Origin of the sequence: Nocardia sp. NPDC058666 (assembly GCF_042714895.1) — a bacterium.
Taxonomy (GTDB): domain Bacteria; phylum Actinomycetota; class Actinomycetes; order Mycobacteriales; family Mycobacteriaceae; genus Nocardia.
Genome location: NZ_JBHXRY010000013.1, coordinates 105,020 through 118,233 on the forward strand (window position 1 = coordinate 105,020; position 13,214 = coordinate 118,233).

At 65.7% G+C, this 13,214-nt stretch carries 12 protein-coding genes; 3 read left to right on the top strand and 9 right to left on the bottom strand.

Translation table 11 applies throughout. The annotated features are described in order from the left end of the window. Nucleotides 1-92 precede the first annotated feature (92 nt). Nucleotides 93-791 (bottom strand): hypothetical protein, encoded by a 699-nt coding sequence (locus tag ACFWVD_RS23750; protein WP_379246250.1) that lies wholly within the window; start codon nt 789-791, stop codon nt 93-95. A 325-nt stretch (nt 792-1,116) separates the two neighbouring features. Here ACFWVD_RS23750 and rfbB point away from each other — a divergent pair, with 325 nt between their 5' ends. Continuing rightward, nucleotides 1,117-2,118, top strand: a complete 1,002-nt coding sequence (rfbB, locus tag ACFWVD_RS23755; RefSeq protein ID WP_379246252.1) for a dTDP-glucose 4,6-dehydratase — start codon at nt 1,117-1,119, stop codon at nt 2,116-2,118. Between the two features lie 21 nt (nt 2,119-2,139). On the opposite strand, the gene ACFWVD_RS23760 is transcribed toward rfbB, so the two are convergent. Then, the gene (locus tag ACFWVD_RS23760) at nt 2,140-3,657 is read right to left on the bottom strand and encodes a DUF2142 domain-containing protein (RefSeq protein ID WP_379246254.1); all 1,518 of its coding nucleotides are present in this window, start codon (nt 3,655-3,657) and stop codon (nt 2,140-2,142) included. Beyond that, nucleotides 3,654-4,622 (bottom strand): glycosyltransferase family 2 protein, encoded by a 969-nt coding sequence (locus ACFWVD_RS23765; protein ID WP_379246256.1) that lies wholly within the window; start codon nt 4,620-4,622, stop codon nt 3,654-3,656. The genes ACFWVD_RS23760 and ACFWVD_RS23765 overlap by 4 nt, the downstream gene beginning before the upstream one ends. 167 nt (nt 4,623-4,789) lie before the next feature. Here ACFWVD_RS23765 and ACFWVD_RS23770 point away from each other — a divergent pair, with 167 nt between their 5' ends. Together ACFWVD_RS23770 and ACFWVD_RS23775 are read left to right on the top strand one after the other, a co-directional pair. After that, nucleotides 4,790-5,281, top strand: coding sequence for a GtrA family protein (locus tag ACFWVD_RS23770; protein WP_379246258.1), 492 nt, complete (start codon nt 4,790-4,792; stop codon nt 5,279-5,281). 104 nt (nt 5,282-5,385) lie between these two features. Then, nucleotides 5,386-7,284 carry a glycosyltransferase gene (locus ACFWVD_RS23775; protein ID WP_379246260.1) on the top strand — a complete coding sequence of 633 codons (1,899 nt, stop codon included), beginning with the start codon at nt 5,386-5,388 and terminating at the stop codon, nt 7,282-7,284. A 257-nt stretch (nt 7,285-7,541) separates the two neighbouring features. Here ACFWVD_RS23775 and rsgA read toward each other — a convergent pair whose 3' ends face one another. From rsgA to ACFWVD_RS23805, 6 genes are all read right to left on the bottom strand, one after another. Further along, a complete protein-coding gene (gene rsgA, locus ACFWVD_RS23780) occupies nt 7,542-8,573 on the bottom strand; it encodes a ribosome small subunit-dependent GTPase A (RefSeq protein ID WP_379246262.1) in 1,032 nt (343 codons plus the stop codon). Between the two features lie 204 nt (nt 8,574-8,777). Further along, nucleotides 8,778-9,311, bottom strand: a complete 534-nt coding sequence (locus ACFWVD_RS23785; protein ID WP_379246264.1) for a hypothetical protein — start codon at nt 9,309-9,311, stop codon at nt 8,778-8,780. An 81-nt stretch (nt 9,312-9,392) separates the two neighbouring features. After that, entirely contained in the window at nt 9,393-10,301 is a 909-nt protein-coding gene (locus ACFWVD_RS23790) for a glycosyltransferase (RefSeq protein WP_379246364.1), read from the bottom strand. 331 nt (nt 10,302-10,632) lie between these two features. Next, complete coding sequence (locus ACFWVD_RS23795; RefSeq protein ID WP_379246266.1) at nt 10,633-11,475, bottom strand: ABC transporter ATP-binding protein; 843 nt, start codon at nt 11,473-11,475, stop codon at nt 10,633-10,635. A 12-nt stretch (nt 11,476-11,487) separates the two neighbouring features. After that, a complete protein-coding gene (locus ACFWVD_RS23800; RefSeq protein ID WP_379246366.1) occupies nt 11,488-12,315 on the bottom strand; it encodes an ABC transporter permease in 828 nt (275 codons plus the stop codon). A 293-nt stretch (nt 12,316-12,608) separates the two neighbouring features. Further along, entirely contained in the window at nt 12,609-13,172 is a 564-nt protein-coding gene (locus tag ACFWVD_RS23805) for a bacterial proteasome activator family protein (protein WP_379246268.1), read from the bottom strand. Between the last annotated feature and the right edge of the window lie 42 nt (nt 13,173-13,214).

Consider the following 13,214-nt stretch of genomic DNA (forward strand, 5'->3'; position numbering starts at 1 on the left):
TTGAAACTTCTTGGAGTTCCTCGAAATACAGAAGCGGCCCCCGCTCGGATTTCTCCGGGCGGGGGCCGCTTTCCTTCTGTCCTACGGCGAAATTACTTGGCCGGGGGGGTGAAGGGCTGGTTGATGGTGGAGAAGTACTGCACGGCAGCGGCGATCGCGACCGGGCCGGTCACGAAGATCTGACCGATCAGCACACCGATGAAGCCGACAGCGCCCGCACCCGCGATGCAGCCGACGACCGGGCCCGCACCGAACAGGGTGGCCAGGGCGGCGGTCACGACGGTGCCCGCGAGCGCACCGGCGACGCAGCCGATGGCCGCACCGGTGAGGCCACCGACCAGGGTGCCAACGGTGGCGCCCATGGAGATGGTGGAGGTCAGACGGCTCCAGGCGGCCTGCTCACGCTCGTACTCGGTCTTCCACGGCGCCACGTTCTGGTACGGCAGGGCGACGGGCTTGTAGACGGCCTGGGCCGGGTCGACCACGGGGGTCAGCGTCGCGGACTTGCCCGAGATGTCGGCCAGGATCGGCAGCTGGAAGTCATCGATCTGGTAGGTCAGTGCGGTCGCGGCCACGGTCTTGCCGTCGGCGGCCTTGATCTTGAACTGGCCATCCTCAGCGACGAGCGAGCCCGAGTCGATGGTGATGATGGACTTGGAACCGTCGACAACCTCGGCGGTGTAGTTGATCGGGGCGGCCTCTTCAGCCGGCGCGGCGTTGACGGTGCCGGCGGTGACGCCCATGGCAGCGATCAGCAGCGCCGACGTGGCGGCGAATTTCCTCATCAGCATTGTGTTGAAACCTCAAAGTTGGAGCGTGCGGAGGGGACTCGTAGATCAAAAGCCTCCGCAGCTAACCAGAGGTGAACCTGCTGTGACTGTTAGTTCAAGTTTTGTTCACCATCGGTACCCCAATGCCGGTGCGCTGTGAGAAACCTGAGCGTTGACCGGGGTTTTTCTCAGGAAAACAGACCCAAAGTCTTCACTTACTCCCGGGTAACGTGATGGAGATCACAGTGTAAATAGCGGCTCGGATACGGACCGGAGACGTTTCGACATCGCATAACGACCGTACTTTCGTTTCGAAGGCCCGCCGAAGGCACGTATCGTTGACGCCGTGCGAGTGCTCGTTACCGGCGGGGCCGGGTTCATCGGTGCAAATTTCGTCCAACAAACCGTGGCCACGCGCCCGGATGTCCAAGTGACAGTGCTGGACGCGCTCACTTATGCGGGCAACCGGGCGTCGCTGGATCCGGTGGCGGACCGGATCGAATTCGTGCACGGCGATATCGCCGATCTCGATCTGGTCGACAATCTGGTCAGCGGGGTGGACGCGGTCGTGCATTTCGCCGCGGAATCCCACAACGACAACTCCCTGGCCGAGCCGTGGCCGTTCGTGCAGACCAATATCGTGGGCACCTACTCGCTGCTGCAGGCCGTGCGCCGCCACGATGTGCGCTACCACCACGTCTCCACCGATGAGGTGTACGGCGATCTCACCCCCGACGAACCGGGTTTCACCGAGTCCACCGCCTACAACCCGTCCAGCCCGTACTCGGCGACCAAGGCGGGCAGCGACATGCTGGTTCGCGCCTGGACCAGGTCTTTCGGCGTCCGCGCGACCCTGTCGAACTGCTCCAACAATTACGGCCCGTACCAGCACGTGGAGAAGTTCATCCCGCGCCAGATCACCAACCTGATCGACGGGGTGCGCCCGCGCCTGTACGGCGCCGGGCACCAGGTGCGCGACTGGATCCACGTCGAAGACCACAATCGCGCGGTCTGGGACATTCTCGAACGCGGCCGCACCGGCCAGACCTATCTGATCGGCGCGCAGGGCGAACTCGACAACCTCACTGTCGTGCAGCTCATCCTGCAAGCTTTCGATCGCGAGCCCACCGATTTCGACCACGTGACCGATCGTCCCGGCCACGATCAGCGCTACGCCATCGACGCGAGCCTGCTTCGTTCGGAACTGGGTTGGTCGCCGCGCTACGCGGATTTCCGTGCGGGACTTGCCGATACGGTCGCCTGGTACCGCGACAACGAGCAGTGGTGGCGGCCGAAAAAGGCCGATACCGAACGGGCCTACGCGGCCGCGGGCGAAAAGACGCTGTAATTCCCCCCGTCGTCTGGGGAATTATCCCCAGACGACGGTGTAATACGTTGCGGCGGTGGCGATCAGCGCGAAAGTCGACGCGCAGGCGATAGTGATCGCGGTGCCGCGGGTGGGAATCACCCCGTCGGAATTGGTCAGCCGCAGCGGCACGATCCGTGCCAGCACGGCCAATCCCATGATCGCCAGCGGCACGAAATACCGGCCCTGCACGCCGTCGATGAGGTAGAAATCCACCGGCGTGAACGACATGTACAGCGTCACGTAGATCATCGCCACGCTCGCGAGAACCACCAGCGCCACGATCAGCGTGCGACGGAAAGTCGCTGTGGCAGTGTTCATTCGGTCGACGATCCCGAAACTCACCGCGAACGCCAGCAGGCACGCCAGCATCGACAGCGCGGGCACATCCACATACGCGAAACCGAGTTCGCCGAAGAACTGGTTGAACCAGCGATGGTCGCGCAGCGCGATGCTCTCGCCGAACACGTGCACGAATTGCAGTGGGTCGGAAAGGATTCCCTTCAGCTGGTCGCCGGGACGCACCTGACCCCACTGATGCGGCGGGCGCATCAGGCCCATGCCCTCGCCGGTCTTCGCCGCGATCTTGGTCCAGGCCAGGAAGAGCACACCGCCGGTCACCGCGAAAAGCCACGGCACGATCTTGAGCTTTCCGGCGAAACCGAGCCGGTCGGCCGGGATGACCACAACGAGCATCGCCAGCAACACGTACGTCGGTTTACTCAGGGGCAGTGCGATAGTCGCGGCCAGCAGGGCGCCGGTTTCCACCGGGCGCAGACGATCACCGACGAACAGCGCCTTCAACAGCAGCGCCGACACCATGATCGCCAGCGCGTTGGTGAGCGTATCGGCGGTGACGGTGCCCGCCTGGAACAGCGCGATCGGCAGCACCGCGACGGTGAAAACCAGCCACTGCGAACGCCTTTCGCGCAACGCGTACAGCCCGAAGCCGACGACCGCCAGATAGGCAACCAGACCGGCGAAACGGGTCAGCAGGTACATGCCGCCCACGTTCAGCCCAAGGGCTTCACCGAGCCGAATGCCAACGGCCGCAGGCACATACGGCACCGGCGAGTAGGCGGCGGTATTGGTGAACCACATCTGCCGGGTCTTGTCCGAGACCGCCGCGTCGCCGAGCCGGTCGTAGGCGCCGGGGTCGGCCACCATCGCGTCGGGCTCTTCGGGGTTGTCGCCGTAGTCCTTGAAGGCGTAACCCATCAGCTCGTCGACGCTGACCGGGATCTGCCCGCCATAGGCCACGCCGCGATCGTCGACGATGCGCTGCGGGAACACGCCGCCGTGCGCGACCTGGTAGGCGCGACCGAACTGGGTGATCTCGTCATGGCCCCAGAACGCGGGCGTGAGCACGGCGAACAGGGCGCCGAACACCGTGGCGACGATCGCGAAGGCGACCGTGGCGGCACCGAACCGCCGGGTCACCGCGCGCACCGGCGCCAGTGCTCGATCCTTGCGTGCGGGGGTTCTACTGAGCTCGACAGCGGGCTCGGTCGTGGTGGTCACCGACGCTCTCCGGCTGCGATGTCCTCGCGCACCCCGACAGCCGAATAGCGCAGGTACACAAGCCGCGCGGTCTCATGCCGCGAGCGGCGGATCCCGTCCAGGATCAGCCCAGCGGTCCAGGCCAGGCTGCCGAGCAGCAGCAGCGTGAACGCCAGGAACAGCGTGGGGAACCGCGCCACCTCGTGGGTGTTGTAGAACTCGATCACGATCGGCACGGTCAGAATCACCGAGATCAACCAGGCCACCGTGCCGAACAGGCCGTAGAACGCGACGGGGCGTTCGTGCCGGGCCAAGCCGAGGATCAGCGCGAGGATCTTGGTGCCGTCGCGGTAGGTGCGCAGTTTGGACTCGCTGCCCGCGGGACGGTCGCGGAAACCGACGGCCACCGACGTCTGCGGAACCCGCAGGTGCAGCGAATGCACGGTCAGCTCGGTCTCGATCTCGAACTCGCGCGACACCGCCGGGAAGCTCTTCACGAACCGACGCGAGAACACCCGGAACCCGCTCAGCATGTCCTCGACGTTCTCGCCGAACACCTTGCCGACCACGCCGTTGAGCACCTTGTTGCCGGTCTCGTGACCGCTGCGGTAGGCGCTGGCGTCGGCGGCGTCCTGCTTGCGCACGCCGAGGATGTGGTCGTACGGGCCGTCGAGCAGCGTCTTGATCATCAACGGTGCGGCCGACGCCTCGTAGGTGTCGTCACCGTCGATCATCAGATACACGTCGGCGTCGATATCGGCGAAGGCGCGGCGAACCACATTGCCCTTGCCCTTGGTGTTCTCGTAGCGCACGATCGCCCCGGCCTCGCGGGCACACTCGGCGGTACGGTCGGTGCTCAGGTTGTCGTAGACGTAGACGACGATCCCCGGCACGGCGGCCTTGAGGTCGGCGACGACCTTGGCGACCGCGGCCTCTTCGTTGTGGCAGGGAACCACGGCGGCAATGCGAAGCTCGGTGGAGTCCACCCGGGTCAATCCTCGGTGTTAGGCAGCAGTGGGACACCGGGAGGCTACACAGCGCGCGGCCGATCCGCTCATTCCGGTTCCGCGAGCTTATCTCGGGGGTGTTCAGGTGCTCGGTGTACGGTCGGCCCGTGTCCCAGTCCGATCTGTCCGAGTCTCCCCCTGCGTCAATGGTGTCAAGGGTGGTGGCGGGGCTGCGGCAGGGTGCGGCGTTCCTCGTTGTCGGGGCGATCGGGTTTCTCGTCGATGCCGGGACCTACAACCTGCTGGTGTTCTGGGGTGGGGGATTCGGGTTCTCCGAAGGTGTGCTCTATCACTTTCCGCTGATCGCCAAGGTGATCGCGATCGTGGTGGCCACGGTGGTCACCTACTTCGGCAACAAGTGGTGGACCTACTCGCACCGCAAGACCGACAGCCCCGGCCGCGAATACCTTTTGTACGCGGTGGTCAATGTGGTGGCGATTCTCCTGCAACTGGGCTGCCTCGGCTTTTCCCGTTATGTCCTGGATTTGTCATCGCCGCTGGCCGACAACATCGCCGCCACCGTGATCGGCCAGACCATGGCCGTGATCTTCCGCTATTGGGCCTACGGCAAATTCGTTTTCACCGGCTCGTCGGCAACCGATGAGCAACACGCGCGGGGTGCGGCTACACCTCACTGACAGCACACCGGTGGCGCGCGATTGATATCCTCGCCCCGCCCGTCGCGCCCTTTTACGTGACTGCCTGCGTCGGCGCAGTCGATACCGAGAATTTCGAGGACTTCATGGAGCAGTCGGCTACACAAGCCGTGACCGAATCGAACGATCGGCGCGAGGCCGCGCCCGCATCGCTGCGAGGTGAACACAGCGCACCCGAGCGGCTCGTGCTGGCCAGAGGCATTTTCACCGGCCCGTCGGCACGGGTCAGCGACGAGCTCTACGCCGTCGTCAAGGGGGGTGCCGCTGTTCGCGAGCGGCACGCGCTGCACCTGCCCAAGGGCGCGACCGCGCACACCAACACCTACTTCGGTCGCCTGGCCGCCAGCTACTGGCAGCGCTGGACCACCGTCACCGAGGTCTCGGTCGGCGCGCACCTGACCGTCGGCGGCAAGGCCAATGTGCGCCTGGTCGCCTCCGATATCGCCGGGCACCGCCGCATCATCGCCTCGCTGGTGGCCACCAGCAGCGGATACGTCTGCCTGACCGCGCCGCTGGACCAGTACGTCGACGGTGGCGCGCTGTGGCTCGAGTTCGACGCCGTCGGGGGCGAACTCGACATCACCGAACTGGCCTGGACCGCCAAGGCACCCGAGACGGTGCGCCCGGTCGCGATCGCGATCTGCACCTTCAACCGGGCCGAGGACTGCGCGCACACCGTGGCCGCACTGGCCTCGGACGCCACCGTGCTCGCCGCGATCGACGCGGTGTACGTGGTGGATCAGGGCACCGACCTGGTCCAGGACCGGCCGCTGTTCCAGGAAGTGCTGCCCGCCTTCGGCGACAAGCTGCGCTACATCCGTCAGCCCAACCTCGGCGGCGCGGGCGGCTTCACCCGCGGCCTGTACGAGGTGTCGGCGGCCAACGAGCACGCCGACGTCATCCTCATGGACGACGACATCCTCTGCGAGCCCGAAACCGTCCTGCGCCTACAGGCTTTCGCCAACCTCACGGTCGAACCGACCCTTGTCGGCGCGCAGATGTTGTTCCTTTTGAACCCCGACTTCCTCAATGTCGGCGCGGAGGAGGTGCACCTGGGCGAACTCAAGCACGGCCAGAAGGTGCCCAAGGCGCTGCGCAACACGTCCATGCTCAAGAAGAACCAGGAACGGCGCGTCGACGCCGGCTACAACGCCTGGTGGACCTGCCTCATCCCTGCCGAGGTGGTCAAGAAGATCGGCCTGCCCGTGCCCATCTTCTTCCAGTGGGACGACGTCGAATACGGCATCCGCGCGCGGGAGAACGGTTTCGTCACCGTCACCCTGCCCAACGCCGCCGTGTGGCACGCCGACTTCTACTGGAAGGACTACGACGACTGGGCCCGCTACTTCTCCACCCGTAACTCCCTGATCGTCGGCGCCCTGCACACCGACCTCGACGGCAAGGCCATCACCCGCGAGTTCTTCCGCTACATCGCCGAACACCTGGTCGGCATGCAGTACGGCCTGGTGCACACCACGCTGCAGGGCATCGAAGACTTCATGAAGGGCCCGAAGACGTTGCGCGACGGCGGCATCGACGCCCTGGCCGCCGCCCGCTCCACCCGCAACGACTACCCCGAAACCATCAAGCACCCCGCCGCCACCCCGCCGGTGAACTCCGCCGACATCTCGGTCCGCCGAGCCAGCGGCGAACCCAGCCGCATCACCCTGGTCCTGATCAAGCGCGCGATCACCCAGTGGACCGGCCGCACCCAACCCGGCCTCATCGGCGTCACCCGCGAAGACGCGCACTGGTGGCACATCGGCCTGTTCGACCACGTGGTCGTCACCGACGCCTCCCAGTCCGGCGTCCGAGTCCGCCGCCGCGACAAGGCCCGCGCCCGCGCACTCCTGATCCGCACCTACCGCACCCTGCGCAAACTCCGCAAGGAACTCCCGGCCCTCCAAGCCGAATACCGCGCCGCGGTCCCCGAACTAACCAGCCGAGAAAACTGGGCCCGCCTCTACGGCATCGACCCCAGCTAACCCCTTCCTCACGCCAATCGCCGCGCCGGACCCCTCCGACGCGGCGATTGCCGTATCCCCGATCAAGATCACCACGCCGTGGTGGCGGCATCGGCCGAGAGGCTTCCGCCACCACAGCGTGGTGACCGCCTGTCCAGGTGGAGGGCGCGGCGATTGCCGCCTTCCCGATCAAGATCACCACGCCGTGGTGGCGGCATCGGCCGAGAGGCCCCCGCCACCACAGCGTTGTGATCGACTGTCCAGGTAGAGGACTCGCGTTAGCGGCGGCCCCGTTCGCGGTATTGCTTGCGTTGTTGTTTGGTGATGTCGCGCCAGGCTCGTTCGCGTTCGGCGGCTAGGCGTTTGTCGGTGCGGGCCGCCATCCAGTCGTTTTCCCTGGCCAGCTTGCGGTAGCTGGTCAGTCGGCGTTCGGTGATGGTGCCATCGGTGAGCGCGGACTGGACCGCGCAGCCGGGTTCGGACTCGTGGGCGCAGTCGGCGAAACGACAGTCAGCGGCTAGGGATTCGATGTCGCTGAAGGTTTTGCCGATGCCTTCGGCGGCGTCGTAGAGGCCGATGCCGCGCAGGCCTGGGGTGTCGATGAGGGTGCCGCCGCCGGGGAGTGGGCGTAGTTCGCGGTGGACGGTGGTGTGGCGGCCTTTGCCATCGACCGCGCGAACTGCGTTGGTAGCGAACACTTCCGCACCGAGTAGTGCATTGGCGAGGGTTGATTTGCCCGCACCGGACGGACCGATCAGGGCAACGGTGCCCGTCAGCACGGCGGTGAGCACGTCGAGCCCCACCTCCGCGGCAGCACTCACCGCGACCACCGTCGCACCGGGCGCGACCGCACGTACTTCGTCGAGCGGAAGATGATCCGCCGCATCGGCTTTGGTGAGCACAACCACCGGTTGCGCGTTGCTCTCCCACGCGAGGGCGAGCATCCGTTCGATCCGCCCCAGGTCGACATCACCGTCGGCGGCACTACAGATCAGCACGGTATCCACATTGGTGGCCAGCACCTGTGCCACCGAACGCCCGGACACCGACGATCGCATGATCGCCGAACGTCGCGGGAGCAGTTGTCGCACAGTGCTATCGGCGTCGATACCCACCCAGTCGCCGGTACACAGTCCGGTGATGTCGCGTGGGCAAGCGGATCTGGCGGGCCCCTTCGGTGTCACCACATCGCATTCACTGCGATCCATTCGCACGATGCGAGCGGGGGTGAGGTCGCCGAGCAAGGGCAGATATTCAGCAGCTACGGCTTCGGTCCAGCCGTAAGGGACGAGCAGGTCGTGGTCGACCATCGTGAGTAATCCTTCGTCGGGTGCCGAACCCGACGAACGGGTTCAGCGAGCTGAGGTGGTGTCCGGAGCGGCCTGGCCAGGCGCGCAATCGCGCCGGCCGGGCACGGCAATCCACACGGGGGTACTCACGGACATCCACCTCCTCTCCAACGTTCGAAACCCGATTCTGCCGGACCACGACAGGACCCGGCAACCCATTTTCCGTTACGGCACGAAGACCTCGGTCGACTGGGGGATGTTGGGCTTATCGGTGCGGACGGTGAGCTGGACTCGGCCGGGGCCCGTGCCGACGATCAGGTCCTGGACGGGGTAGGTGCTGGTCGCGCCCGCCGGGACGAAGCGGGTCACCGAGCCGGCGGCGCCGCTGTCCAGGTTCCGCCAGTCGACGACGACGTTCACATCGCACGCCAGCACGGTGGGCGCCCAGTTTCCGAGCGGGGAGAAGCCCTGAGAGATGCGCAAGGCGATGCTGTGGGTGGCGCCCGGTGCCACGCTCGGGGAGTTGAGGGGTCCGTCGAAGGCGGTGCCCGCCGCGTTCAGGATGCCGACGCAGATGCCGTTGCCCATGGTCGCGACAGGCGCGGTCCGTAGTTCGTTCATCACGCAGGAGCGTGGGCCGACGTTGGACCAGCCGAGTTGGCAGGAGTCATCGGCCTGGGCAGTGCCCGGCCCGGCCACACACAGGGCTGCGCCGACGAGGACAGCGGCGGCGGCCGCGAAACTCTTAGTCGAAGTCACATTTCGCATCGTAGGCCGCGCCGAGCCGTTGTTCCCATAGGGAATTACCCCCAAATTTCAGGGGGACTGGATATCAGGGAGCTAGTCGGGTTTGCCGAAGTGTTCGTTGCGTCCCAGCGACCGCAGTCGGAACCATTCCTTCAACCCGGCCGGGTCGCGACGGGTCACCAGGAAGAACCAGGAGAACCGAATCCACTCCTGCGGCAACAACTTTCGCATACCCGGCTGCGACATCAGGTACCCGCGATTGCGGTAGGTGAAGTAGCGCTTCACCGGGTCGTCCGGGTACTGGGTGTGCATGCGCCCGCCCAGGATCGGCTTGAATTCCTCGGCGCCGTTGGGGTGCAGGTAGGCGGTCTGCAGGCAGGTGCCGAACGGCAGCCCGGAGCGGACCAGGCGGCGATGCACCTCCACCTCGTCACCGCGCACGAACAGGCGAAGGTCCGGAACGCCGATCAGGTCAACGGCTTTCGCCGAGATCAGCGCACCGTTGAACAGCGACGCGATACCGGGCAGGAAGTCCTCGTCACCCAACTCCGACCGCAACCGCCGCCACACCACACCACGCCGCAGCGGGAACGCGAGACGATCGGGTTCTTCGATATCGCACACCACCGGCGACACCTCGACCAGATTGTGCCTGCGCGCGCAATCGATCAGCGTCGCAAGCACTTCCGGGCCGTCGGGGCGCCCGTCGTCATCGGCCAGCCACACCCAATCCGCACCCTGCGTGAGCGCGTGCAACATCCCGAGCGCGAAACCGCCTGCACCACCGAGGTTATGACGCGAGCCCAGATAGGTGGCCTCGATCGGCTGCTGCGCAACCAATTCCGCCACCGCGTCCTCGTTGGCATTGTCGACCACGATCAGGTGATCGACCGGACGCGACTGCGAGGCAAGCACTTTCAACGACTCGGCGAGCAGTTCACGCCGCTTGTGCGTGACGACCACCGCGATGATCCGCGCGTTCGGGCCGGTCTCGGTCGACAGGTCGGCCGGTTCGGCACCCACGGGAAGTTCCGCATCGTCAGCAAGGACAACGGGTTCCGCCGGTTCGACGTCAGCAGGCAGGGGCGAGCTATCCGACAGGGAAGCGCCTTCGAGCCCCGCGTCACTGGTCGCCAGGGCGGCATCAGCGGGCAGCACAGCCGCAGGCTCAACGCGCGCCGGAGTCGAGGCTTCGAGCCGATCCGTCATGCTGAACCCACCCGGCACCACAGCCGGGCCGGCCTCGTCACGTAGACCGCTCATGCTGTGACACCACGCATGCTCGGACGGCCTCCGTGGTTACGCTGCGCTGCCGCCTCCGGCCGTTGACCGCTCATGCGTTGTTCTGCTCCAACTTCTTCTCGCCCGCTGCGCCGGAAGCGCTCTCGGATTCCAGATCGCGCAGCACCTGTGCCACGTGATTACCCGCCTCGGGCCCTTCATACGCTCGCACAACGTCTTCGATTCCGCCCTGTTCGCGGATCTGACCGTGGTCGATCCACATCGCGGTGTCGCAGAGCTGGGCGAGGAACTCGTTGGAGTGGCTGGCGAACACCAGGATGCCCGAGCGCGCCACCAGCGACTGCAACCGTGTGCGAGCCTTCTTCATGAACTCCGCGTCGACCGCGCCGATGCCTTCGTCGAGCAGCAGGATCTCGGGGTCGATCGAGGTGACCACGCCCATCGCCAGCCGCACTCGCATGCCGGTGGAGTAGGTGCGCAGCGGCATGGACAGGTATTCGCCGAGTTCGGTGAAGTCGGCGATCTCGTCGATCTTGGCCAGCATCTGCTTGCGGGTCTGGCCGAGGAACAGGCCGCGGATGATGATGTTCTCGTAGCCGGAGATCTCCGGGTCCATGCCGACGCCGAGGTCGAAAACGGGGGCGACGCGGCCGCGGATGCGCGCACTGCCGCGCGAGGGTTCGTAGATGCCCGAGAGCAGGCGAAGCAGCGTCGACTTACCGGCGCCGTTGTGGCCGACCAGGCCGACCCGGTCGCCTTCCTTCAGCGACAGGTTGATGTCACGCAGCGCCTCGACGACCACCACATCGGAGCTGTTGCGCCCGATCGCCCCGCCGGCCTTGCCGAGGAAAGCCTTCTTCAGCGACCGCGATTTGGCGTCGAAGATGGGGAACTCGACCCACGCATCCTGGGTTTCGATACTCACACGGCTCATCGAGAACTGCTCCTAAACCCAGTACGGGACGCGGGCACGGTACTGCTTGAGCGCCAGGATCGCCACGGCCCAGCCGACCACGGTGATCGCGACCACGACCGCCCAGTGATGCCATTCCACGGGCTCGCCGAGCAACGGCGCGCGCACGATTTCCAGGTAGTGGTAGGTGGGGATGATCTCGAGCAGCTTGGCCCGGTCGCCCGCGCCGCCGACCGAGTCCTCGAGCGCCTTCGTCGACCACATCACCGGGGTCAGCACGAACAGCATCAGCGTCATCGAGCCCAGGATCGGGGCGATGTCGCGGTAGCGGGTGGAGAAGATGCCGAACACGATGGTGACCCACATGGCGTTGAGGAACAACAGCAGAATCGCGGGTATCACCAGCAGCACCGAGAAGTTCAGATTGCGCCAAATCGAGAACGCCACCACCAGCACCGCGTAGATCGCCGCGTTGTGGATGAAGAACAGGAACTGCCGCCAGACCAGGCGATACACGTGCACGCTCAACGCCGAAGGCAACTGTTTGATCAGTCCCTCATTGGCGATGAACACATCAGAACCCTCGAGAATCGAAGCGCTGATGACGTTCCACACGATCAAACCGACGGTCACATACGGCAGGTACTCGCTGATCGGCTGATCCAACAGCGTCGAGTACAGCAGGCCCATCGCCAGCGCCTGCAACCCGGTCGCGATGGTGATCCAGAACGGACCCAACACCGACCGGCGATACCGCTGCTTGATGTCCTGCCAACCCAGCGACAACCACAGTTCGCGCTGGTGCAGCCCGTCGCGCATGTCCTTGAACGCCCGACCGAAGGTCTGCGAATCCGACACCATCGGCGTCTTCACCAGCAGGGGTGCGTCGGTGGTGTGCTCGGCCTCGGCGACTTCGGCCAGTTCGGCGTCGGTGGGAATGTCTTCGGATTGCACGGGGCTCTCTTCAGTACGCGCGTCACTGCGTTCAGAGTCGGGACGGGCGGCAGCGCTGGGCACGGTCCCCGACCTTACAGGGTTGTCCTCGGGCAGGCGCCGGGGTGTTCGGGCCGCTGAACCCGGCGTAATCGTCCAATTCGTCGCCGAAAAGTCAGAAAACGGGCCGAAAGACCGCCGATTGGTCGATTACGCCGGTGTCATAGGTATTGCCCGCCACCAACATGGCTCCCGGACTTGGTGTCCGCGGCGTGCATCCCCGGCGGCAACGCACCTTGACGCATCTGCTCGAGCTGCGCCCGCGCGGCCATCTGCTGGGCGAACAGCGCGGTCTGGATCCCGTGGAAAAGACCCTCCAACCAGCCCACGAGCTGGGCCTGAGCGATCCGCAGTTCCGCGTCAGAGGGCACCGAGTCGTCGGTGAACGGCAGCGTGAGACGTTCGAGTTCCTCGCGCAACTCCGGTGCCAGTCCCTGCTCGAGCTCGCGCACCGAGGACTTGTGGATCTCCTTCAGCCGCGAACGGCTGGCGTCGTCCAGCGGAGCCGCGCGCACTTCTTCGAGCAGCTGCTTGATCATCGTGCCGATGCGCATCACCTTGGCGGGCTGCTCGACCATGTCCGACAGGGACTCGCCCGCGGACTTGTCGTCGTCGGGCACGACCTGTCCGGTCAGCGCCGCGTCGGAGTCGGCGGGCACGGTGACCGGACGGCCGTCGGGACCGATCACGACGATGGATTCGGGGACATCCTCCGAGTGCGTCATGTCCCCATCATTGCGTGTGTGCCGGGTTCGCGCTAAAACCCC

Coding starts and splice junctions, on each gene's coding strand:
- ACFWVD_RS23750 (WP_379246250.1), bottom strand. CDS start 791: ATGCTGATGAGGAAATTCGCCGCCACGTCGGCGCTGCTGATCGCTGCC.
- ACFWVD_RS23770 (WP_379246258.1), top strand. CDS start 4,790: ATGGTGTCAAGGGTGGTGGCGGGGCTGCGGCAGGGTGCGGCGTTCCTC.
- ACFWVD_RS23775 (WP_379246260.1), top strand. CDS start 5,386: ATGGAGCAGTCGGCTACACAAGCCGTGACCGAATCGAACGATCGGCGC.
- rsgA (WP_379246262.1), bottom strand. CDS start 8,573: ATGGTCGACCACGACCTGCTCGTCCCTTACGGCTGGACCGAAGCCGTA.
- ACFWVD_RS23795 (WP_379246266.1), bottom strand. CDS start 11,475: ATGAGCCGTGTGAGTATCGAAACCCAGGATGCGTGGGTCGAGTTCCCC.
- ACFWVD_RS23800 (WP_379246366.1), bottom strand. CDS start 12,315: ATGGTGTCGGATTCGCAGACCTTCGGTCGGGCGTTCAAGGACATGCGC.
- ACFWVD_RS23805 (WP_379246268.1), bottom strand. CDS start 13,172: ATGACGCACTCGGAGGATGTCCCCGAATCCATCGTCGTGATCGGTCCC.